20 protein-coding genes are annotated in these 23,004 nt (G+C 66.5%); 6 read left to right on the forward strand and 14 right to left on the reverse strand.

Annotated features, from left to right (window positions below; translation table 11 throughout):
* The first annotated feature begins 18 nt into the window (after positions 1-18).
* Together CFB47_RS10620 and serB are read left to right on the forward strand one after the other, a co-directional pair.
* Positions 19-960, forward strand: a complete 942-nt coding sequence (locus CFB47_RS10620; protein WP_089461145.1) for a LysR family transcriptional regulator — start codon at positions 19-21, stop codon at positions 958-960.
* Positions 961-1,126: 166 nt separating this feature from the next.
* A complete protein-coding gene (serB, locus tag CFB47_RS10625; RefSeq protein ID WP_089461146.1) occupies positions 1,127-1,972 on the forward strand; it encodes a phosphoserine phosphatase SerB in 846 nt (281 codons plus the stop codon).
* 87 nt (positions 1,973-2,059) lie between these two features.
* Here serB and CFB47_RS10630 read toward each other — a convergent pair whose 3' ends face one another.
* From CFB47_RS10630 to rimO, 4 genes are all read right to left on the reverse strand, one after another.
* Positions 2,060-3,241, reverse strand: coding sequence for a cystathionine beta-lyase (locus tag CFB47_RS10630; protein WP_089461147.1), 1,182 nt, complete (start codon positions 3,239-3,241; stop codon positions 2,060-2,062).
* Positions 3,242-3,354: 113 nt separating this feature from the next.
* Entirely contained in the window at positions 3,355-3,897 is a 543-nt protein-coding gene (locus CFB47_RS10635; protein WP_089456307.1) for a hypothetical protein, read from the reverse strand.
* 110 nt (positions 3,898-4,007) lie between these two features.
* A complete protein-coding gene (locus CFB47_RS10640) occupies positions 4,008-4,934 on the reverse strand; it encodes a sugar kinase (protein WP_089461148.1) in 927 nt (308 codons plus the stop codon).
* 3 nt (positions 4,935-4,937) lie between these two features.
* Positions 4,938-6,299, reverse strand: a complete 1,362-nt coding sequence (gene rimO, locus CFB47_RS10645; RefSeq protein ID WP_089456309.1) for a 30S ribosomal protein S12 methylthiotransferase RimO — start codon at positions 6,297-6,299, stop codon at positions 4,938-4,940.
* 275 nt (positions 6,300-6,574) lie between these two features.
* On the opposite strand from rimO, the gene CFB47_RS10650 reads away from it, so the two are divergent.
* The 3 genes from CFB47_RS10650 to CFB47_RS10660 all read left to right on the forward strand — a co-directional run bounded on the left by CFB47_RS10650 (position 6,575) and on the right by CFB47_RS10660 (position 10,138).
* Positions 6,575-8,017 carry a pitrilysin family protein gene (locus CFB47_RS10650; protein ID WP_256946677.1) on the forward strand — a complete coding sequence of 481 codons (1,443 nt, stop codon included), beginning with the start codon at positions 6,575-6,577 and terminating at the stop codon, positions 8,015-8,017.
* Positions 8,017-9,363, forward strand: coding sequence for a pitrilysin family protein (locus CFB47_RS10655; RefSeq protein WP_089461149.1), 1,347 nt, complete (start codon positions 8,017-8,019; stop codon positions 9,361-9,363). Before CFB47_RS10650 ends, CFB47_RS10655 begins: the two co-directional genes overlap by 1 nt.
* Before the next feature lie 526 nt (positions 9,364-9,889).
* A complete protein-coding gene (locus tag CFB47_RS10660) occupies positions 9,890-10,138 on the forward strand; it encodes a hypothetical protein (protein WP_089440216.1) in 249 nt (82 codons plus the stop codon).
* Between the two features lie 127 nt (positions 10,139-10,265).
* Here the strand turns inward: CFB47_RS10660 and CFB47_RS10665 are convergent, their stop codons facing one another.
* From CFB47_RS10665 to CFB47_RS10695, 7 genes are all read right to left on the reverse strand, one after another.
* Entirely contained in the window at positions 10,266-11,051 is a 786-nt protein-coding gene (locus tag CFB47_RS10665) for a lysozyme inhibitor LprI family protein (RefSeq protein WP_256946678.1), read from the reverse strand.
* A gap of 479 nt (positions 11,052-11,530) precedes the next feature.
* Positions 11,531-12,097, reverse strand: coding sequence for a polyhydroxyalkanoate synthesis repressor PhaR (gene phaR, locus CFB47_RS10670; protein ID WP_006485265.1), 567 nt, complete (start codon positions 12,095-12,097; stop codon positions 11,531-11,533).
* A 119-nt stretch (positions 12,098-12,216) separates the two neighbouring features.
* Positions 12,217-12,957, reverse strand: coding sequence for a 3-ketoacyl-ACP reductase (locus tag CFB47_RS10675; RefSeq protein WP_027784565.1), 741 nt, complete (start codon positions 12,955-12,957; stop codon positions 12,217-12,219).
* Between the two features lie 148 nt (positions 12,958-13,105).
* Positions 13,106-14,287 (reverse strand): acetyl-CoA C-acetyltransferase, encoded by a 1,182-nt coding sequence (locus CFB47_RS10680; protein WP_089425549.1) that lies wholly within the window; start codon positions 14,285-14,287, stop codon positions 13,106-13,108.
* Positions 14,288-14,386: 99 nt separating this feature from the next.
* The gene (gene phaC / locus CFB47_RS10685) at positions 14,387-16,252 is read right to left on the reverse strand and encodes a class I poly(R)-hydroxyalkanoic acid synthase (protein ID WP_089461151.1); all 1,866 of its coding nucleotides are present in this window, start codon (positions 16,250-16,252) and stop codon (positions 14,387-14,389) included.
* Between the two features lie 360 nt (positions 16,253-16,612).
* On the reverse strand, positions 16,613-17,452 hold the full coding sequence (pgeF, locus tag CFB47_RS10690) for a peptidoglycan editing factor PgeF (protein WP_089461414.1): 840 nt from the start codon (positions 17,450-17,452) through the stop codon (positions 16,613-16,615).
* A 6-nt stretch (positions 17,453-17,458) separates the two neighbouring features.
* Positions 17,459-18,667, reverse strand: a complete 1,209-nt coding sequence (locus tag CFB47_RS10695; RefSeq protein WP_089461152.1) for an RluA family pseudouridine synthase — start codon at positions 18,665-18,667, stop codon at positions 17,459-17,461.
* Between the two features lie 41 nt (positions 18,668-18,708).
* On the opposite strand from CFB47_RS10695, the gene CFB47_RS10700 reads away from it, so the two are divergent.
* A complete protein-coding gene (locus CFB47_RS10700) occupies positions 18,709-19,533 on the forward strand; it encodes an outer membrane protein assembly factor BamD (protein WP_011549700.1) in 825 nt (274 codons plus the stop codon).
* A 120-nt stretch (positions 19,534-19,653) separates the two neighbouring features.
* On the opposite strand, the gene CFB47_RS10705 is transcribed toward CFB47_RS10700, so the two are convergent.
* The 3 genes from CFB47_RS10705 to CFB47_RS10715 all read right to left on the reverse strand — a co-directional run bounded on the left by CFB47_RS10705 (position 19,654) and on the right by CFB47_RS10715 (position 23,003).
* Positions 19,654-21,903 (reverse strand): ATP-dependent DNA helicase, encoded by a 2,250-nt coding sequence (locus CFB47_RS10705; RefSeq protein WP_089461153.1) that lies wholly within the window; start codon positions 21,901-21,903, stop codon positions 19,654-19,656.
* Positions 21,904-21,958: 55 nt separating this feature from the next.
* Positions 21,959-22,174 (reverse strand): YdcH family protein, encoded by a 216-nt coding sequence (locus CFB47_RS10710; protein WP_006478692.1) that lies wholly within the window; start codon positions 22,172-22,174, stop codon positions 21,959-21,961.
* A gap of 76 nt (positions 22,175-22,250) precedes the next feature.
* Positions 22,251-23,003, reverse strand: a complete 753-nt coding sequence (locus tag CFB47_RS10715; RefSeq protein ID WP_089461154.1) for a hypothetical protein — start codon at positions 23,001-23,003, stop codon at positions 22,251-22,253.
* Position 23,004 lies beyond the last annotated feature (1 nt).

The following is a 23,004-nucleotide window of genomic DNA, read 5'->3' on the forward strand; positions in this document are numbered from 1 at the left end:
TTCAGGAATTTCAGAATAATGGCCTCCGATCCGATTCCGACGCCGGACAAGCCGCTCGACCTGCTCGACGTCGCGCTGTTCGTGCGCGCGGCGCTGCTCGCGAACGTCACCGCGGCCGGCCGCGAATTCGGCGTGTCGGCCGCGGTCGCGAGCGCGCGCATCGCGCAACTCGAACGCCAGCTCGGCGCGCGGCTGCTGCACCGCACCACGCGCCGCATCAGCCTCACGCAGGATGGTGAGGTCTTCATGGCGCACGCCGACACGCTGCTGTCGGCCGCCGATGCCGCGCGCGCATCGGTCGGCCACGGCCGCTCCGAGCCGTACGGGCGGCTGAAGGTGTCGATGTCGTCGTCGTTCGGCCGCCAGCATGTCGCGCCGGTGATTCCCGCGTTCCTGCGCCGCTACCCGTCCGTGTCGCTCGACCTGCGGCTGTCGGACGAGATCGTCGACCTCGTCGACGACGGCTACGACGTCGCGATCCGCCTCGGCGCGCTGAAGGATTCGACGCTCGTCGCGCGCAAGCTCGCCACGAACCGCCGCGTGCTGTGCTGCTCGCCCGCGTATCTCGCCGAACACGGCACGCCGCGCCATCCGGCCGACCTCGCCCAGCACGAGTGCGTGATCCTCGGCGACCAGCGCGACTGGTCGTTCGCCACGCCGCAAGGCCCGCTCACCGTGCGGGTGGGCGGCCGGCTCGTCGCGAGCAACGGCGAGGCGATCCGCGAAGCGCTCGTCGACGGCTTCGGGATCGCGATCAAGTCGACCTGGGACGTCGGCCCGCTGCTCGCGAGCGGCGCGCTCGTCACGGTGCTCGACGACTATCCGTTCGCGGAAGACATCGCGATCTGGGCCGTCTACCCGAGCCGCGCGCACGTTCCGCTGAAGACGCTCGCCTTCATCACGTTCCTGGCCGAGCATTTCGGCGATCCGCCGTACTGGGATCGCACGGACAGGCCATGACCGCCCCCCGCCCACGGTTTCGATCCTCACCCGACCGCCGCATGCGGCCAACCGGCTACAATGGCGCGTTCGCCACGCAAGGGCCCGACGCCGGACGGGGCCCGCATCGGCAGGCGGCTGCCCGTTGGCCGCAGACGCATTTCATTCGCTTCCCAACCATCCCGTCATGACCCACAACCTCGTCATCCAGAGTCTTGCGCCGCTGTCGGACACCCATCACAAACCGCTGCTCGCGCTGTCGCGCGGCACCCGCATCGTGCAGACCGACGATCATGCGCTGCGGATCGACCACGCGAACCCGGCGCAGCGCCTCGACATCGATGCCTACTGCGGCACGCACGCACTCGACTTCGCGTTCGTCGAGGCCGGCCTCTCGCTCGGCGATTTCGGGCTCGCCGTGATGGACATGGATTCGACGCTGATCACGATCGAGTGCATCGACGAGATCGCCGATTTCTGCGGGCTGAAAACGCAGGTCGCCGAGATCACCGAAGCGTCGATGCGCGGCGAGATCCGCGACTTCAACGAAAGCCTCACGCGCCGCGTCGCGCTGCTGGCCGGGCTCGACGCGCACGCGCTCGAACGCGTGTACGAGGAACGGCTGCAACTGTCGCCGGGCGCCGAGCAGATGCTCGCCGGCGTGAAGGCCGCCGGCATGAAGACGCTGCTCGTGTCGGGCGGCTTCACGTTCTTCACCGAACGGCTGAAGGCACGCCTCGGCCTCGACTACGCGCATGCGAACACGCTCGAGATCGTCGACGGCAAGCTGACCGGCGAGGTGCTCGGCGAGATCGTCAACGCCGACGTGAAGGCGCGCCTGCTGCGCGACACGTGCGCGTCGCTCGGCCTCGAGCCGCGCCGCGCGATCGCGATGGGCGACGGGTCGAACGACCTGAAGATGATGGCCGAAGCCGGGCTGTCGGTCGCGTACCACGCGAAGCCCGTCGTGCGCGATGCGGCGACGGTCGCGTTCGATCACGTCGGCCTCGACGGGCTGCTGCGGCTGTTCTGATCCCGCGGCAGCCGACATGAAAAACGCCGGCGCGATGCAACATCGCGCCGGCGTCTTGTTTTTCTGCCGAACGTTGTCGGCGGGCGATCAGCCCAGCGCAGCCTGCAGCGCGCGCTCGATGTCCGCACGCAGGTCGGTTTCGTCTTCCAGGCCGACATAGAAACGCACCAGCGTGCCGCGATGCGCCCAGTCCGGACGCATCGACGCGACGTCGTAAGGCATCGCGAGGCTGCACGCGCCGCCCCAGCTCCAGCCGATCGCGAACAGCTCGAGCGACTCGACGAAGCGGTCGACCTGCTCCGCACTGTAGCGCTCGTCGAACACCACCGAGAACAACCCGCCCGCGCCGGTGAAATCGCGCATGAACGACGCGTGCCCCGGGCAATCGGCGATCTGCGGGTGCAATACCGCCGCGATCTCCGGCCGCGCCTTCAGCCATTGCGCGAGCGCGAGCGCGCTCTTGCTGTGCGCATCGAACCGCACCTGCATGCTCGGCAGGCTGCGCAGCACGAGCGAGCAATCGTCGACCGACACGCCGACGCCGCAGCGCATCCGCGCGAGCTTCAGCTGTGCATGCAGCTCCGCGTTCGCGGTGATCGTCGCGCCCATCAGCACGTCGCTGCCGCCCGACTGGTATTTGGTCAGCGCCTGCACCGAGATGTCGACGCCATGTTCGAACGGCTTGAACGCGAGCCCGGCCGAAAACGTGTTGTCGATCGCGGTGACGATGCCGCGCGCCTTCGCGGCCGCCGTGATCGCCTGCACGTCCGGCACTTCCATCGTCACCGAGCCGGGCGCCTCGATCCAGATCAGCCGCGTGTTCGGCTGGATCAGGCCGGCGATGCCGGCGCCGATCAGCGGATCGTAGAAGCGCGCGGTGATGCCGAAGTCCTTCGCGAGCCAGTTGCCGAAATCGGCGTTCGGCCCGTACACGTTGTGCGGAATCAGCACGTCGTCGCCGGCTTTCACGATCCCGAAGTAGACGTTCATGATCGCCGCGAGGCCCGACGGCTGCAGCAGTGCATGCGTGCCGCCCTCGATCTCCGCCAGCCGCTGCGCGAGCGCGAGCGACGTCGGCGTCGCATGCAGGCCGTAGCGCCATTGGTTGTCGTTGTGCCAGACGAGCGCACGCATCGTCGCCAGATCGGGAAACACGACCGTCGACGCGCGCGCGACCGGCGGCACGAACGAACGGAAGCCTTCCGGGATCACGTCGTCGGGTTGAACGATGCGGGTTTGCAGTGCGCGCTTGGGAGTGGATGCAGTCATGACGGGAAGCCGGGCACGAGGCCGTTCGGTTGCGGAATATGCAGCTAGATTAGCCAAAATCGGCGCAATTGGCCCGGTACAATGCGCGCCGCGCGCACCGAGCCAGCGCGGGTTCAGTCGTCGGTGCGCAGGTTGACGACACCGCCCACCGTCTCGATTTCCTGCACGCGGCCGTCGCGTACCTGCAGCGCCGCACGCTTGCCCGGCGCGAGACGCAGCACGACGGGCTGCGGATCCGACTCGTCAGAATTCATCCGGTCGGCCTTCAGGGCACCCGTCGCGTCGAAGCGGCCGATCCACACGCCCGTGATGTTCGTGCCGTCGTTCGATTCCTCGATTTCGAGCGTGTCGCCGTCGCGATCGCCCGCGAGCAGCACGACCTCGCCCGTATCGGCGAACTGGTATTCGCCGTGCACGCCTTCCTCGTCCGTCTTCGGGCCGAGATGCACGACGATCGGCCGGTCACCGAGCGTGCCTTCATAGCGCGGCAGGCGGGCGAACTCGGGATTCGGCTTCAGCGGCCGCGCCATGGCCGGTTCATCCTGCTGCGCGCCCGGCGTGGCGGCCTGCGCCGCGCAGACGCCCGGTATCGCCATGCCCACCGCCAGCGCGCCCGCGACGACGAGCGCCCGTTGCCATTGCGAATATCGACCCACCGTGTGTTGCTCCTTGCTTCAGATTCGCTCGAAAATCGCGGCGATGCCTTGCCCGCCGCCCATGCACATCGTCACGAGCGCATTGCCGCGGCCGGCGTGCGCGTGCCGCGTCAGCCCTGCATCAGGTGCTCCACCGCATCGCGGTGCGGAATCGGCGCGACCGCGCCGTAGCCCGTCGTCGACAGTGCCGCCGCGGCGTTCGCATAACGCGCCGCCGCGAACGGATCGTCGCCCGCGACGATCCGCGCGACGAACGCACCGCCGAAGCAATCGCCCGCGCCCGTCGCGTCGACGGCCTCGACCGCGAAGCCCGGCACGACGCGCCGTTCGTTCGGCGTCGCCACGTAAGCGCCTTCCTTGCCGAGCTTCAACGCGACGATCTGCGGCCCGTGTTCGAGCATCGCATCGACGATCGCATCGCGATCGTTCGCGCCCGTGAGTGCCGTCACGTCGTCCCAACTGGGCAGGCAGATGTCCGTCTGACGCAGCGCCTCACGCATCACCGCGCGGGCGCGCGGCAGCGGCCACAGCTTCAGCCGCAGGTTCGTGTCGAAGCTGACTTTCGCGCCGTGGCGGCGCGCGTGGTCGATTGCCGCGAATGCGGCGTCGCACGCAGCCGTGCTGATCGCCAGGCTGATGCCCGACAGGTGCACCGCTTTCGCGGCAGCCAGCGCGTCGAGCGGCAGATCATCGGTTGCATAACGGCTCGCCGCCGAGCCCGCACGCAGGTAGTCGAACTGGTGACCATCGGCGCCGTGCGTGACGAAGTACACGCCGGTCGGCGCCGTGCGGTCGATCCGCACGTACGTCGTGTCGACGCGTTCCGCGCGCCACATGTCGGCCAGCAGGCGGCCGAACGGATCGTCGCCGATCGCCGACACGAAACCCGTCGATGCGCCCTGGCGCGCGGCGGCGATGCAGAAGTTCGACGTATCGCCGCCGAAGCCCTGCAGGAATTCAGGCCGGCCCGGCTGCGACTGGTTGAATTCGATCATCGCCTCGCCGAGCGCGAGGATCTCCGGAAATGCGGCGGCCATCGCTTATACCTCGCCCCACAGATCATGGCCGTCGGCGCCCGTGATCTTCACGGACACGAAATCGCCGACCTTGTAGCGCTTCGATGCCTTCGCCGCCGGCTCGACATAGACGACGCCGTCGATCTCCGGCGCATCGGCGGCCGTGCGGCCGATCCCGCCTTCCTCGCTGACTTCGTCGATCAGCACCTTGAGGGTCTTGCCGACCTTGCGCTGGATGCGGTTCGCCGACACTTCCTCGGCGACTTCCATGAAGCGCGCGCGGCGTTCCTCGCGGACTTCATCCGGCAGCGCGCCGTCGAGTTCGTTCGCGGTCGCGCCTTCGACCGGCGAATACGCAAAGCAGCCGACGCGATCGAGTTCCGCCTCGCGGATGAAGTCGAGCAGCGTTTCGAACTGCGCTTCCGTCTCGCCGGGGAAGCCCGCGATGAACGTGCTGCGAATCGTCAGGTCCGGGCAGATCTCGCGCCACTTCTGCACGCGCTCGAGCACCTTCTCGGCGTTCGCCGGACGCTTCATGCGCTTCAGCACTTCCGGGTGCGCGTGCTGGAACGGCACGTCGAGGTACGGCAGCACGTGGCCCTTGAACGGGCCTTCGGCCATCAACGGAATCACTTCGTCGACGCTCGGATACGGATACACGTAGTGCAGGCGCACCCATGCGCCATACTGCGCGGCGAGTTCGCCGAGCGCGGCGACCAGGTCGGTCATGCGCGTCTTGATCGGCTTGCCGTTCCAGAAACCCGTGCGGTACTTCACGTCGACGCCGTACGCGCTCGTGTCCTGCGAGATCACGAGCAGTTCCTTCACGCCCGACTTGAACAGGTTCTCGGCTTCCAGCATCACTTCGGCGACCGGGCGCGACACGAGGTCGCCGCGCATCGACGGGATGATGCAGAACGTGCAGCGGTGGTTGCAGCCTTCGGAGATCTTCAGGTACGCGTAGTGGCGCGGCGTGAGCTTGATGCCGGCGGCGGGCACGAGATCGGTGAACGGGTCGTGCGGCTTCGGCAGGTGCGAATGCACGGCCTGCATCACTTCGCCCACTGCGTGCGGGCCGGTGACGGCGAGCACCTTCGGGTGGACTTCCTCGATCAGGTTCGACCCGCTGGCGCTCGACTTGGCGCCGAGACAGCCGGTGACGATCACCTTGCCGTTCTCGGTCAGCGCTTCGCCGATCGCGTCGAGACTTTCCTGCACGGCTTCGTCGATGAAGCCGCAGGTGTTCACGACGACGAGGTCGGCACCGTCGTAGGTGCCGGAGATTTCATAACCTTCGGCGCGCAGTTGCGTGATGATCTGTTCGGAGTCGACGAGCGCCTTCGGGCACCCGAGGGATACGAACCCTACTTTGGGGGATTGGGACATCTGGAATGTGGGGGCGTGGCAGCAAAAGCGTGAGTTTACAGCCATTTAGGGGTGGCGAGGCAAAACAGGCGATCGGCAGCGGCATCGATAGTCGAATTGGATGCACGACGCGGCGGCGGGCCGTCATGCGACGACTGCTCGATACGTCCCTTTCACTTTGAAATCGCGCCGTCTGTCGCTACGCGTCGACGGTCAAGCCACGTACGGCCGTCGACGAACGCATCACGGCAGCGACGCCCCCGCAACGCGCCATCGGTCAACACGCATCGAAAAGTATGAAAAACTCCACGTTCGCCGCGCTCGACGCATCGCAGTCAACTGACCGCCGAGCCGGCGCCTACACAAAAGGACGCTACATGTCAGTACGACGTTTGATATGCACCTGGCTCTCGCTGTGCCCGTTGATTGCGGGCACGGCGATGGCCCAACCCGTCGAGGTACCGGGCTTTACCCACGTGCGCTCCCTGGGCGGCATCGACGAATACCGTCTGGATGCCAACGGCCTTACCGTGCTAGCCGTGCCCGATTCCGCTGCGACGGTGGTCAGTTTCCAGGTGTTGTACCGGGTGGGTTCACGCAACGAAGCCGCGGGCACGACCGGCGACACTCACCTGCTCGAGCACCTGATGTTCAAGGGCAGCCAGCACTACAACAAGGCGCTCGGCAATGCACTGAACAGCTACATGGAGCGAGTGGGTGCGACCTTCAACGCCACCACTTCGATGGACCGCACCAACTACTTCGGCACGCTCGGGCGCGATGCGCTGGAAGGCTACATCGCGATCGAGGCCGACCGCATGCGCAACCTCCTGCTGCGCCCGGAAGACCTGGCCAGCGAGATGACGGTGGTACGCAACGAGTACGAGCGAGGCGAGAACAGTCCTTTCACCGCCTTGTTCCAGCAGGTCATGGCCACGGCTTACCAGGCGCATCCCTACCACCATCCCACCATCGGCTGGCGTAGCGACATCGAGCATGCGAGCGTGGACAAGCTGCGCCGTTTCTACGACACCTTCTACTGGCCGGACAACGCCACCGTCATCCTGGTCGGCGATTTCCGGCCGAACCAGGCGTTGGGGTGGGTCAGGCAGTATTACGGCGGCATCCCGCGCGCGCCCCAGGCCATTCCCGCCGTCACGACCGAAGAGCCGTCGCAGCAGGGGCCGCGAAGGCTGGTGCTCAAACGCGCGGGCGCAACGGGCAGTCTGATCATCGCCTTCAAGGGGCCGCGCGCGCTCGACCCCGATGCGCCTGCGTTGACCGTACTGGGCCTGGTATTGAGCCAGGGCAAGAGCAGCCGGCTGTACCGCGCACTGGTCGACACGACGGTTGCCACGCAAGCCGGCGCCGGCTTCCATGCACTGCGCGATCCCGGCCCGTTCGTCGTGACGATCAGCCTGCCGCTCGACGCGAAACACGAGCAGGCCGAGAAAATCGCCTGGACCGAACTGGAGCGGATCAAGACCGAGGGCGTCACTCGCGAGGATATCCAGCGGGTGCTCGGCCCTTACCGGGCCGATCAGGTCTACCAGCGTGACGGCGTCCGCGCGACGTCCGCCCGATTGGGCAACGCGGTCTCGCAGGGCGACTGGACACGGTTCGTCACCGAGCTCGAAGAACTCGAAAAGGTGACGCCCGCCGACGTGCAGCGCGTCGCCCGCAAGTACCTCGTTGAAAACCAGAGCACCACCGGCTGGTTCGTCCCGGAGAAATCGTGATGAAGCATGTTCGTTTCAACCCTCTGCGGACGTGGCTCGTGTGGTTCGCCGTGCTGTGCCTGCCTGTTGCGGCTCAGGCAGGCATCGCCGAGCGCGTCGTGCGCGCCCAGGCCGGCAGCATCACGCTATTGACCTATTCGATGTCGCCGCAGGAAATGGTGTCCGTGACCGGGGTGATGCCCCTGGGCGATGCCGACACGGCCAGCAAGGCGGCCAATCCCGCCGTGCCGTTGCTGACCGGCATGTTGCTGCAGGAGGGCACCACCCGTCGCGACAAGGTGGCGATCTCCGCGCTGCTGGAAAGCCTGGGCGCCCAGTTGTCGTTCCAGACCGACGGCGGCTATGTCGGCATACACGGCCAAAGCCTGACCAAGGATTTGCCGACGCTGATCGACCTGATGGCCGAGCAGTTACGCCTGCCGGCCTTCAAGCCGGAAGAGCTGGCCAAGGCCAAGAGCCGGTTGGAGGCCGCGGTCCGTCACGCCGGAGAAAACCCGTCGGTTCGGGCCACCGAGGCGCTGGATCGTTCCATTTACCCCGCTGCCCACCTCAATGCACCGGTGCCACGCGAACGGATGCTCGACGCAATCGCCGCTGCCACGCTGGACGACATCAAGGCCTTTCATCAAGCCTATTACGGGCCCGCCCACATGACGCTGGTCGTGGTCGGCGGCGCGGACCCTCGCGGCCTGCAGTCCATGGTGACCGAAGCCTTCGCGGGCTGGAGCGGGGGCCGGGCACTCGTGCGACAGGGCCCGCCACGCAAGGCAAGCCGGCCCGACACGCAGCGCATCTCCATGGGGGACAAGGAATCCGTCAGCGTGATGCTGGGTCAGGCCATCGACCTGCGCGCCAACGATGCCGACTATCTGCCCCTCAGCGCGGGTATCAACATCCTGGGCAACGGCTTCACCGGCCGCCTGATGGCAGGGGTCCGCGACAAGGAAGGCCTGACCTATGGCATCCGCGCCGGCCTGTCCGGGCTCTCCCTGATGGACGGCGGATTCGTCATCACGAGCAGCTTCGCCCCGCCCCTGCTGGACAAGGGCGTCGCCAGCACGCGCCGGATTCTGGATGCCTGGTGGAAACAGGGCGTGACCCAAGCGGAACTGGATGCACGCAAGGACGGCATGATCGGCCGCCATCAAGTCGCGATGGAAACCACCGGGCAGATGGCCGCCATGATCGCCCAGACGGTGCTCCAGGATCGCCCGCTGAGTGACCTGGACACCTATCCCGAGCGCGTCCGAGCGTTGACCGTCGAGCAGGTCAACACCGCCATCCGCAGGTACCTGGACCCCGACAAGATGACGTTGGTGGAAGCAGGCACGTTCGCGGAGAAATAACCGCCGCCTCGCTTCGTTCCATGCCCCGCCCGGCTTCGGCCGGGCCGCTGCCATCGCACGATCGTGCGCGCGCCTGCGCTTCGCAGAACGCCACCGGATGTACCTTCGCGCCGACGGTCGCAATCGACGACCGGTTTTGATCATCGGCGCCGGTCGCCCAGTCCTCGCCCTGGCTGCCGATCCGTGCACGACGCTGCACATGGACCGTGCCGAAACACGCATGGGCAACGTGCGTGCCGCTCGCGTCGGTTTGAGGCGGGATGAGGGGCTGTCGGCTTACCGTCAACGCCATGTGCGGCAAGATGCGTGGCCACTTCCCGAACGACGAGGCGGCGATCAAGCTGCTCTGGCTGCACAATGTGCCGGCCAGGACCGTGCGGTCCGCCTTCGACTGGAAATCGGCGAAGTGACGGGGATCCACGCGCACGCGTCGCTTCCCGACAATTCCGCCGGAACCGCCCCGTCGCTATGCGAAAATCGCAGCGTCCACGCTCTTCCCTCTCTTCCATTACCCAATGGGGTTCGCATGACCACCCACATCACGATCGAATTCACCGAACACGCAGCCGAAACCATCGGCGAGCAAACCAGCACCAGCTTCTCGTACGACCAGGGCGCGCACGTGCCGCAACCGGGCGACTTCGTCGAGCTCGAGAATTCGCGACAGACGTTCCTCGTGATCGGCCGCGTGTTTTCGCTCAAGGCGAACTACTGCGCGGTCAAGCTCGTGCTCGATCTGCCGCCGCACGACGACGAGCAGGGATTCCCGGCATAAGACAAGCCGGGCCGGTAACGTCGGCCATTGCGCACGCCCGGCCCGCCGCGTATTGAACCGCCCACCACGCGCGCGTAAAAAAGCCCGCCGAAGCGGGCCCACACAACGGACCAATCCCATCCGGCGCTCACGGAAACTTCGCGGCCGTCAGGCACCGCTCGAACCACAAAGCATCGTCTCCATCGCCGATCGGCCACATTTCCGCATCGAGTTGCGGCAGCCCGGCTACCGGCGCTGACGCGCGGTTATCCCCGCCGGAAGCCCCCACACGCGTCCACGCCGATTGCGCGCCACCGGTGTCGCACGCACTCCCATGGGCCTGCGCTTCGCAGTACGCAACGGGGCGCACCTTCGCGCCATCGGCCGTGCTCACCGACCGGTACTGATAGACCGCCCCGGTCGCCCAGTCCTCGCTCTGGCTGCAGACCCGCGCGCGATGCTGCACATGGACCGCGCCGAAACATGCGTAGGAAACGTGCGCGCCAGTCGCATCGTCGGGAATGAAGTCGCAGTTTGCATCGAAACCGGTAAGGGGGCCGCCCGTGTATTTCGCGAGCCACTGGCGCTCGGCCTGCGCACGCGCGATCAACCCTTTGTTCGATTGATCGGCCAGTACGGCGGTGCGCCGATCGATTGCCTTGCGCACTTCGTCGACGGCGAGCGCACGACCTTCGTAATCGGCGTCGAGACGATTGTTGCGCGCACTGATCCAGCGGCGCTGGCTGCGCACCAGCATGTCGCGGATCGCCGTGTCCGGTGCGGCCTTCAGCGCACCCGCGTACGCCGAATTCATCCGCGAGTCGGCTGCGCGCAGGATGGAGCTCGCGCAGATGCGCTTCTCGAGCGACTGCACGGCTTTCGCGCAATCCATCGCAAAGGCCGGCACCGCCACGCCAACGCCCAGCATGAACATCGAAGCTAAACCAGCCAGCCGGCCGGCTGGTGCCACTCGAATCCCACGCATGCTTTCTCTCAGTCGGTTTTTTCTTGGTCGCATTGCCTCGACGCGGCATCGCGCATCACGGCCTGTCCTGCCCGGGCGGCGTCATTGCATTTCGCCGAACGCAGCTTCCACGCCACACCGCGCAGCGCAGCGCAGCGCCGCTCATGGTACGCGTGCGTGCACGAACGCGCACCATCAGGCACGACACGCCCCGGTGTTCCTTCGCAAGTGACGGGATCTCGATCGACTGAACAACGTCCGCGCACGCCCGAACCCGGCATGCGCATTCGGTGCCGACGGTCATGAACGACCGTCGGCAAGAGGATCCGGCGGGCGGCGGCCGCACACATCGTCGCGCCCGAATGCACGATCAGCCGACCCGCGCCGCGCTGCTTCGCGGCACCGACGCCCGACGGGTTGCCCGCCGCGGTCGGCCTGCCGCGAAACCGTTACTTCTTTTCCGGCTCCGACGCGCCCGGCTGCTTGAACGGGAACGTGCTGAACATCGACTTCGCCTGGTTCTGCATCTGCTCCTGCATCTGCACGAACATGTTCTTCGACTGCTCGATGTAGCTGGTCATCATCCCTTGCATCATCGGCGCCTGCATGTTCATGAACTGCGACCAGACTTCCGGATTCATCGCATTGCCTTCGTACAGGTTCTTCGACTGATCCGCGAGCTTGTTCTGGATGTCGATGAACGCCTGGATGTTCTTTTCCAGGTACGTGCCCATCATGCCCTGCATCGCATGCCCGTAGAAACGGATGATCTGCGACAGCATCGACGACGAGAACATCGGCACGCCGCCGCTTTCCTCTTCGAGGATGATCTGCAGGAGAATGCTGCGCGTCAGGTCTTCGTTGGATTTCGCATCGACGACCTTGAAATCCTCCTGCTCCAGCACGAGTTGCTTCACGTCGGTCAGCGTAATGTACGTGCTTGTCTCGGTATCGTAGAGCCGACGGTTCGGGTACTTCTTGATGAGCCGTTCGGCCGTCTTCTTTGTAGTAGTCATGTAACGCCTTTGAGTGCAGCGTAGCGGAAGTGACGAATCCCCGCCGCCCGAATCCGGGAGGCGGGGGCCTTCGGAAAACGCCCGGCTGCGCGGCCACCCGGCCCGCGCAGCGCGGACGCTCAGCCCATGTGCAGGCCGCCGTTCAGCGAGAAGTCTGCGCCCGTCGCGAAACCGGAATCGTTCGACGCGAGCCACGCGACGATCGAACCGATTTCCTCCGGGCCGCCGAGACGCCGCACCGGGATCGTCGCGACGATCTTCTCGAGCACGTCCGGGCGAATCGCCTTCACCATGTCGGTGCCGATGTAGCCCGGCGACACGGTGTTGACCGTCACGCCCTTCGTCGCGACTTCCTGGGCGAGCGACATCGTGAAGCCGTGGATACCGGCCTTCGCGGTCGAGTAGTTGGTCTGGCCGAACTGCCCTTTCTGGCCGTTCACCGACGAAATGTTGATGATCCGGCCCCAGCCGCGTTCGACCATCCCGTCGATCACCTGCTTCGTCACGTTGAACAGGCTCGTCAGGTTGGTGTCGATCACGGCGGTCCAGTCTTCGTGCGTCATCTTGCGGAACACGACATCGCGCGTGATGCCCGCGTTGTTGACCAGCACGTCGATCTCGCCGACTTCGGCCTTGACCTTGTCGAACGCTTCCTTGGTCGAGTCCCAGTCGCCGACGTTGCCTTCCGACGCGATGAAATCGTACCCGAGCGCCTTCTGCTCCTCGAGCCATTTCACCCGGCGCGGCGAGTTCGGGCCGCAACCTGCGACCACCTTGAAGCCGTCTTTCGACAGGCGCTGGCAGATGCTGGTGCCGATGCCGCCCATCCCGCCCGTTACGTACGCAATTCGCTGAGACATAAATCTCACTCCATTTTTTGGTTTCGAGAGCTGCCGGAGGCCCCTCTGACTTCACGTGACGCCGGCCGAAGCCGCAATCGGCCGGCACACGAATTCGGTTCGCTGGTCGCGAATGGCGGCTTGAGAACAGCCGCCTACGGAGGGCCGCTTACGGACGCTCGACCGCGAGCGCGACACCCATCCCGCCGCCGATGCACAGCGACGCCAGCCCGCGCTTCGCATCGCGCTTGGCCATCTCGTGCAGCAGCGTCACCAGGATCCGGCAGCCCGACGCGCCGATCGGGTGGCCGATCGCGATCGCCCCGCCGTTCACGTTCACCTTCGACGTGTCCCAGCCCATCTGCTTGTGCACCGCCAGCGCCTGCGCCGCGAATGCCTCGTTGATCTCCATCAGGTCCAGGTCGCCCGGCGTCCAGCCCGCGCGCTCCAGGCACCGGCGCGATGCCGGCACCGGGCCCATCCCCATCACGCTCGGATCCACGCCCGCGTTCGCGTACGCCTTGATCCGCGCCAGCGGCGTCAGGCCGAGTGCCGCCGCCTTCTGCGCCGACATCACCAGCACCGCCGCCGCGCCGTCGTTCAGCCCCGACGCGTTCGCCGCCGTCACCGAGCCGTCCTTCGAGAACGCCGGCTTCAGCCCCGCCAGCGACTCCGCCGTCACGCCGTGACGCACGAATTCGTCGGTGGCGAACTGCAGCGGCTCGCCCTTGCGTTGCGGAATCGCCACCGGCACGATTTCATCGTCGAAGCGGCCGGCCTTCTGCGCGGCTTCCGCCTTGTTCTGCGACAACGCCGCGAACGCGTCCTGCTCCTCGCGCGTGATCCCGTATTCCTTCGCGACGTTCTCCGCCGTGATGCCCATGTGGTACTGGTTGTACACGTCCCACAGGCCGTCGACGATCATCGTGTCGACCAGCTTCGCGTCACCCATCCGGAACCCGTCGCGCGAGCCCGGCAGCACGTGCGGCGACGCGCTCATGTTCTCCTGGCCGCCCGCGATCACGATCTCCGCGTCGCCCGCGACGATCGCGTTCGCCGCCAGCATCACGGCCTTCAGGCCGGAGCCGCACACCTTGTTGATCGTCATCCCCGGCACTGCCGTCGGCAGCCCGGCCTTGATCAGCGACTGCCGCGCCGGGTTCTGCCCGGAACCGGCCGTCAGCACCTGGCCCATGATCACTTCGCTGACCTGCTCGGGCTTCACGCCCGCACGCTCCAGCACCGCGCGGATCACCGTCGCGCCCAGCTCGGGCGCCGCAATCTTCGCAAGCGAACCGCCGAATTTGCCGACCGCGGTCCGCGCGGCCGATACGATCACTACGTCCGTCATTTCCCTTTCCTCCAGGCCCGCACGACACGGCGCATCGCTACCGGCCCTGTTAAAAAAACTGCGGTGCACCGGACAGCCTGCGCCGCTGTCCGGTTTTCGTCAATCGCGCTGCAATACGTAGCGGCCCGGCGCCGGTTCGATCACCGGGAACTGCGCGGTACCGGGCTGGGCGGGCGGCTCCACCTTGCGGCCGCCGTACTGGTCGAGCCATTCGACCCAGGTCGTCCACCAGCTGCCCGGGTGCTCGGTTGCACCGGCGAACCACTCGTCCGCCGATTCGGGCAGGTCGCTGTCGTTGACCCAGTAGCTGCGCTTCTTCTTCGCCGGCGGATTGATCACGCCCGCGATGTGCCCCGACGCGCCGAGCACGAACTTCAGCGGGCCCGACAGGATCGACGTGGACGCATAGGCCGTCTGCCACGGCACGATGTGATCCTCGCGCGAACCGTAGATGAAGGTCGGCACGTCGATCAGCGTCAGGTCCACCGACTCGCCGCACACGGTCAACGCACCCGGCTCGCGCAGCTTGTTCTCGAGATAGGTATTGCGCAGGTACCACGCGTACATCGGGCCCGGCAGGCTCGTCGAATCGCTGTTCCAGTACAGCAGGTCGAACGGCGCCGGCGTGCGGCCCTTCAGGTAGTTGTCGACGACGTAGTTCCACACGAGGTCGTTCGGACGCAGGAACGAGAACGTGTTCGCGAATTCGACGCCGCGCATCAGCCCCGGCTGTGTGCCGTTCTTGCCGCCGATGGTCTGCTCGCGCATCTGCACGTGCGCCTCGTCGACGAACACGTCGAGAATGCCGGTATCGGTGAAGTCGAGCATCGCGGTGAGCAGCGTCATCGACGCGGCCGGATGTTCGCCGCGCGCGGCAAGCACAGCGAGCGCGGTCGCGAGCATCGTGCCGCCGACGCAGAAGCCGAGCGTGTTGATCTGCTCGCGGCCGCTGACCTGCTGCACGGCGTCGATCGCCGCGAGCAGCCCTTCGTTCATGTAGTCGTCCCACGTCTTGTGCGCGACCGATGCGTCCGCGTTGCGCCACGACACGAGGAACACCTGATGGCCGTTCGACAGCGCATGCGCGACGAGCGAATTCTCCGGCTGCAGGTCGAGGATGTAGAACTTGTTGATGCAAGGCGGCACGATCAGCAGCGGCCGCTCGAACACCTTGTCCGTCTTCGGCGTGTACTGGATCAGCTGGATCAGGTCGTTCTCGTAGACGACCGCACCTTCAGTACACCCGAGGTTCTTGCCGACCACGAATTGCGATTCGTCGGTCTGCGAAATCTTGCCGCGCTGCATGTCGCCGAGCAGGTTCATCATCCCTTGCCGCAGGCTTTCGCCCTGCGTTTCGAGGATCGATTTCTGTGCGTCGGGATTGAGTGCGAGGAAGTTGCTCGGCGCGGCTGCGGCCGTCCATTGCTGGACCGTGAAACGAATGCGCTCGCGCGTCTTCGGATCGGTCTGCAGCGCATCGGCCAGTTCCTGCAGATAGCGCGCGTTGAGCAGATACCAGGCCGCCGCGAACGCATGCGCCGGCGACGCCTTCCACGCATCCCCGCTGAAACGGCGGTCCTTCAGCTCGGGCGACTCCAGCTTCGCCGCGGCGGCCTGCTGCATCAGCACCATGCAATCGCGCGCGTAGTCGGCCTGCAGCGCCTGCAGCCGCTCGGGCGGAATCGCGGCGGCCGGCAGCTTCAACCCGGCGAACGGCGACGCCATCGCGCCGAAATCGGGCATCGACGGCATCTGGAACGGGAACGATGTCGGAAACTGGAATGTGGCGAACGGATTCACGGTGGCCGACGCAGTCGCGGCGCGTGCCGGATCCGCAAAACCGCGCCACGCGTTCAACCACGACTCGAACATCTGCTGCATCGGCTGGGCGGCCGGATCGAAACCAATGCTGCCCGGGGAAGTGCCCGCCTGAGCGGACGTCGACGATTTTTTCGATGCTGTCATTACCTGCCTTACCGGTGATTCGTGAGCGTCTATCGTGAAATCCTGCTCGCGCGCGGCATGCCGGCTGCGAGCCGGGCCGTCATGCTCTGGAGAGGCGTCTCCAGATTCTGCCGCAGTGCGGTATTTTTATCATTATCGTTTTCCCCATGTGAAGCGCCATGTCAAACCACTGAACATTTCCGTACGGAGATAATCCTCGCACAACAGACGGGACAAGGGTTCCGGCGAAACATAAAACATTTTGGTTGACTTGACTTCGGGATTTTCCATTCAATCGCGCATGCAGCGCGGCATCGCGGCCGAAATATCGAGATAACCCGATTTTGCGGCGCAATAAACTCCACGCGCATGCGCATTCCGTCAATCGGCCAGCCAGATCGCTGCTGCCATGCGGCCCGTCACGCGATCGCGCCGGTACGAATAGAAGCGTGCCTGTTCGGTGACCGTGCAAGCCGTTCCGCCGCTCACGTGCACAACGCCCGCACGCGCGAGACGCAGGCGCGCAAGCGCATAGAGATCGGCAAGAAATTTGCCCGGCGCGCCCTCGATCGCGACGAACGCAAGCCGGGTTTCATCATGCTCCGACTGCGGGGCCGTGTCGAGAAACGCGTCACGCACGTCGGCGCCCACCTCGAACGCCTGCGGGCCGATCGCCGGCCCGAGGTACGCGTGAAGCGCGTCCGTCGCACCGCCCGCGAGTGCCGCGACACGCTCCGCGGTCTGCTCGACGATGCCGGCCGCCAGCCCGCGCCAGCCCGCATGGGCGGCGCCGACGGCACGGCCCTGCGTGTCGCACAGCAGCACGGGCAGGCAATCCGCGACCATCACGACGCAGACGGCACCCGCGCGGTCGGTGACGCTCGCGTCGGCCTGCACGGGCGCCGTCGCCATCGGCGCCGCCGCGATCACCTCGTCCGCGCGCACGATCTGCGCGCCGTGAACCTGCTCGAGCCACGCAGCGCTCGACTGGCCTGCGAGCGCCAGCAAGCGTGCGCGATTCCCTGCCACATGGGCCGGGTCGTCACCGGTATGCAGGCCGAGATTCATCCCGCCCGGCAGCGCGTCGCCGCGCTGCCAGCGCCCGTACGGGCCTTCGCTCACCCCGCCGTCGCGCGTCGTGATCAGCGCGCGCACGCGCGGCGACACCTGCCAGTCGGGCTGTACGCAGTCCTGCCACGTCAGCGGCGCCAGGTTCGTCATCGGCACTCACTCCTCCTCATCGTCCAGGTCCGGCTCGTCATCGTGATACTCGCCGCCGAAATCGTCATCGTCGTAGACACCGTCATCGTCGTCGAATTCCTCGTCGCCCTGCCCGAAGCCGAGCGCCGCGACGAGTGTGTTCATGTCGTCCGGCAGCGGGCAGCGCCATTGCATCGCCTTGCCAGTGACCGGATGCACGAGGCCGAGCCGCCATGCATGCAGCGCCTGACGCGCGAACCCGTCCGGCAGCGGCGTGACCGAGCGTTTGCCGCGCGCACGACCGTACACGGGATCGCCGAGCAGCGGATGCCCGACGTGCGCGCAGTGCACGCGGATCTGGTGCGTGCGACCGGTCTCGAGATCGCACTGGATCGCCGAAACCGGCTGACGTTGCCACAGGCATGTGTCAACCGTGCGGAAATGCGTGCGCGCGGGCTTGCCCGATGCGCCCGTGACGACGGCCATGCGCGTGCGTTCGCGCGGATCGCGGCCGATCGGCGCGTCGATCGTGCCGTCCTCGGGCATCGTGCCCCACACGAGCGCAAAATAACGGCGCTTCACCGTGCGGGCCTGCAGCTGGCGCACGAGATCCGTCTGCGCGGCCAGCGTGCGCGCCACCACCATCAGGCCCGACGTTTCCTTGTCGAGCCGGTGGACGATCCCGGCGCGCGGCAGGCCGGCCGCCGCGTCGCCATAGCGATGCAGCAGCCCGTTGAGGATCGTGCCGCTCCAGTTGCCGGCGGCCGGATGCACGACGAGGCCGGCCGGCTTGTTGATGACGACGAGCGCGTCGTCCTCGTAGATCACGTCGAGCGGCACCGGCTCCGGCGTAAAGGCGAGCTGCTCGGGGAGCAGGTCGGGCACGAGTTCGATCTTCGCGCCGAGCGGCACCGGCTGGCGGATCTTCGCCGGCGCGCCGTCGACGAGCACGCGCTGCGCCTCGATCCAGCTCTGCAGGCGGCTGCGCGAGAATTCGGGGAACAGTTGGGCGAGCGCCTTGTCGAGGCGCTCACCCGCGAGCGACATCGGCACTTCGACGACGCGCGGCGCTTCATCGACCGCCGCGGACGGCACGACGGGCGGCTGCATTGCGTCACCGGTCAGATCGTCATCGAGGGAATCCCCCGAGGCAGCGTCGGCGGGCCGATCGCTTGGGCTATAATCTTCGCGATTTGGTGTGCCCGGCTGGGCATTCTGCGAACTTGAACGGGTCATTTAGACTGGGTCACCGAGACTTGAAGCTAGGACATGCGAGCATGATGAATTCGACCAAACGCACGGCCAGAACCGTCGCCGCCCGGGCTGCGGCGGTAGCGGCCGCGGCCCTCATCGCCGGCTGCCACGGCTTGCCGCAGAAGCAGGACGAGACGGCTACCTGGTCGAACAACAAATTATACTCAGAGGCCCAGGACGCACTGTCCGGCGGCGACTGGGGCAAGTGCGCGAAATATTTCGAATCGCTGCAAGGTCGCGATCCGTTCGGCCATTTCGCGCAACAGGCGCAGATCAACGTTGCATACTGCAACTGGAAGGATAACGAAGCGGCCGCCGCCGACCAGGCCGTCGATCGCTTCATCCAGCTCCACCCCGATCATCCGGATATCCCGTACGCGTACTACCTGAAGGGGATGATCCACTTCAACGACGATCTCGGCCTGTTCGGCCGCTTCTCCGGCCAGGACATGAGCGAGCGCGATCCGCAGGCACTGCGTGAATCGTACGATGCGTTCAAGGTCGTCGTCGACCGCTTCCCGAAGAGCAAGTACGCGCCCGACGCCGCCGCGCGGATGCGCTATATCGTGAACGCGCTCGCATCGCACGAAGTGCATGCGGCCGACTACTACTACCGGCGCGGCGCCTACGTCGCGGCCATCAACCGTGCGCAGCTCGCGATCAAGGACTACAAGGGCGCCCCGGCGATCGAGGACGCACTGCACATCATGATCCTGTCGTACGGCAAGCTGAACCAGCCGGAACTCGCCGAGGACACGAAGCGCGTGCTCGCCGGCACGTTCCCCGACAGCCCGTACGTCACGGGCCACTCGCGCCCCGGCGCGAAGAAGTCGTGGTGGCAGTTCTGACGACAGCACCGTGCGGCACGCGCCGCACCAACAAAAAACCCGGCCATCGAGCCGGGTTTTTTATGGGCGCCGCACTCAGGCGGCGCCGGTGCAATCGCGCGCCGATCGCCGCGCGCACCGTCACGTGCGTTTTGCCGAACGGTGCTCGTCGAAGAAGTCCTGGACGACCGCGATCTCGCGGGTCCGCTTGAACGGCGGCAGGCTCTGCCAGATCCGGCGCCCGTAGGGCTTGTCGACGAGCCGCGTGTCGCAGATCATCAGCACGCCGCGATCCGTCTCCGCACGAATCAGCCGGCCTGCGCCCTGCTTCAGCGTGATCACGGCCTGCGGCAACTGGTGCACGGCGAACGGGCTCAGCCCCTTCTTCGTCAGCGCGTCGAGGCGCGCGGCCAGCACCGGATCGTCCGGCGGCGCGAACGGCAGCTTGTCGATCACGACGAGCGACAGCGCGTCACCGCGCACGTCGACGCCTTCCCAGAAACTCTGGCTGCCGACCAGGATCGCGTTGCCATACCCACGGAAACGGTCGAGCAGTTCGGTGCGGCTTGCATCGCCCTGCACGAGCAGCGGCGTGTTCCAGCCGCGCGATTCGATCACGTCGCGCAGCTTCGACGCGATCCGGTCGACCGCGCGCAGCGTCGTGCACAGCATGAACACGCCGCCGCCGGACGCCTCGATCGCCGGCAGCGCGGCGTCGAAGACGGCATCGGTAAACGCCGGCGAAGACGGTTGCGGCAGGTTGCGCGGCACGTACAGCAACCCTTGCGACTGATAGTCGAACGGGCTTGCGAGCGTCATCGAGCGACGCGAGCTGAGGCCCATTTGCGCCGCATAGTGCGTGAAGTCGCCGCGCACCGACAGCGTGGCCGACGTGAACACCCAGGCGCGCGGCACGCCCGCGCGCTGCTTGGCAAAGATCGGCGCGACCGACAGCGGCGTTTCGTGCAGCTGGACCGTATGCGCGAACACTTCGACCCAGCGTACCTTCTCGTTCGGATCGCCGTCGGATGCCGCCTTGTCGCCGGCCGCCGTTGCGTCGGCCTTCGCCGCCGCTTCCGTCGCGCCGGGTGCGACCCAGCCGGCCAGCAGGTCCTGCAGTTCGCGGGCGCGCCGCAGGCACGCGCCGAGCGATTCCGCCCGTTCCGCCTGGCTGGCGAGCGCCGACGCCAGCGCGTCGAGCGCAGCCTCGAGCGCGTCGAGCGCACCGAACATCGGGTGATCGTCGCCGAGCTGGGCGAGCGACATGCGGACGATCTGGTCGTTCGCGAACGCCAGGCGCAAGTCGCGCGCCGCACGCTCGAGATCGCCGCCGAGCTTCACCCACTCGACCGCGTCGCGCGCATGGCTCAGGCCTTCCGCCACCGTGTCGCGGGCGAGCTCGAGAATCTGCGTCGTCGACAGCGTTTCGCCGAAGAACAGCGTCGCCGTTTCCGGCAACTGGTGCGCTTCGTCGAAGATGACCGTGTTCGCGTTCGGCAGCAGCTCGGCCATCCCCGTATCGCGCAGCATGATGTCCGCGAAGAACAGGTGGTGGTTGACGACGACGATGTCGGCCTGCTGCGCCTCGCGCCGCGCCTGCATCACGAAGCAATCCTTGTAATGCGGGCACTCCTGGCCGAGGCAGTTGTCGCGCGTCGACGTGACCATCGACCACACGGGCGCCGTTTCCGGCACGCTCGCGAGCTCGGCCTTGTCGCCGCTCTTCGTGATCTTCGCGAAGCGGACGATTTCCTGCAGATAGGCCGTATCCTGCCGCGACGGCAACCGGCCGTTGTCGGCCGTGCGTTGCAGGTAGTAATGGCACAGGTAGTTGGCCCGGCCCTTCAGCATCGCGACCGACACCGGTACCGCCAGTGCGTTGCGCACGGTCGGGATGTCGCGCGCGAACAATTGATCCTGCAGGTGTTTCGTGCCGGTCGACACGATCACCTTGCCGCCCCACAGCATCGCGGGCACGAGGTATGCATAGGTCTTGCCGGTACCCGTACCGGCCTCGACGATCAGCGTGTTGTCGCCGGCATCGCCGTCGACTTCGGCTGCCGCGGCGGCGTCCGCGCCCGTTTCGGCCGCCTTGTCGCCGTCGCCGAGGCGACGCGCCGGCCGCTTGCGGGTTTCGAAGATCTCGGGTTCGGGCATCCGGCGCGCGGACGCTTCCATCGCGGACGCGACGGCGCGCGCCATCTCGATCTGCGACTGTCGCGGCCGGTAGCCGTCGAGCGCACGCGCCAGCAATCCGCCTTCGCCGAAGATCGTGTCGAGTTCGTCGACGCGCTTGCGGCTCAGCTCAAAGGTGCCTTCGGGCGCACGAGCGCGCCCGGCGGGCGACACGTCGCGCCGGGCATCGGGGGTGGCTTCAAGCGGTGAATTCAAGGCAAGCGTTCCTGTGTCCAGCGCCCGGGCGGCGCCGGCGCTTGCCAGGCCGCGCTCAGGCGCGCTTATCCGGTTCCAGCTGCGATTGCAGCAAAATGATTTTGTCCTTGGCCGCCAGCTTTTCCTTCTTCAGCCGGTGCAGCGTGATGTCGTCGATGTCGGAGTGCCCTTCCTTCAGCTCGATCTCCCGAGCGAGCTGCTGGTGCTGCTCCTGCAATGCAGCCAAACGGTTGTGCAATTCCTGCTGCTGTTCCGTGTGACGGTTTTGCATACTTGCCTCCTCATCGAAGCAGCGCGCCGACTGGCGTGCCAGCGCGCCCGAGACTGATCCCGATCAATCCAACACGTTACTGCCCCTGCTGTTGCTTCTGCTGCGCCTTCTCGGCCGCTTCCTTCTGACGCTGCTCGACATCGGCCTTGTGCTGCTCCGCTTCCTTCTGCTTCTGCTCGTAGCGCGCGGCGTTGTCCGCCCGCTCCTGCGCCTTCTGCGCGGCCTGCTGATGCGCCTGGTCGAGCTTGCGCTGGAAGTCGCCCTGCTTCTGGTCGTATGCCTGCTTGTTCGCCGCGCGCTGCGGCCCTTCCGCGCCACGCTGCGCCTGCTTCAACGCATTCTGCTCCTGCTTGTCGCGGAACGCAGCCGCGTTTGCCGCATCGTTCGCCGCGCGCTGCGGTGCTTCCGCCGCGTTTTGCGCCGCCTTCAGCGCCTGCTGCTGGTCGCGCTGCTGCGCACGCACCGCCCGCTGCTCGTCGTTGAGCGCGAGTTGCTCCTGGCGGATGCTCGCCCGCTCGTCGCGCATCTGTTCACGTGCCTTGCCGAGACAGTGATTGACGAAGAACTTGCTGTAGCAATCGTGCTCGGCCACCGCATAACGATAATCGTTTTCTGCGGAGCGTTGATTGAGCACTTTTTGACGGGCGTCGAAATCCGGTGCGGCGGTGGCCGTCACGGGCGCAGCCGCGGCGGCGGCCGGCACGGTGGCGTCCGACGCTTGCGCGAACGCGCCGGAAGGCCCGGCAGACAAAGCCGCGGCGAGCGCTGCGCCGAGCGCGACGAGAGAAATTCGGGAAGTTGGCAACGTCGTAGGAAAGCTGCGGGACATG

This window comes from Burkholderia sp. AU27893, assembly GCF_002223205.1.
In the GTDB taxonomy this organism is placed as follows: Bacteria; Pseudomonadota; Gammaproteobacteria; order Burkholderiales; family Burkholderiaceae; genus Burkholderia.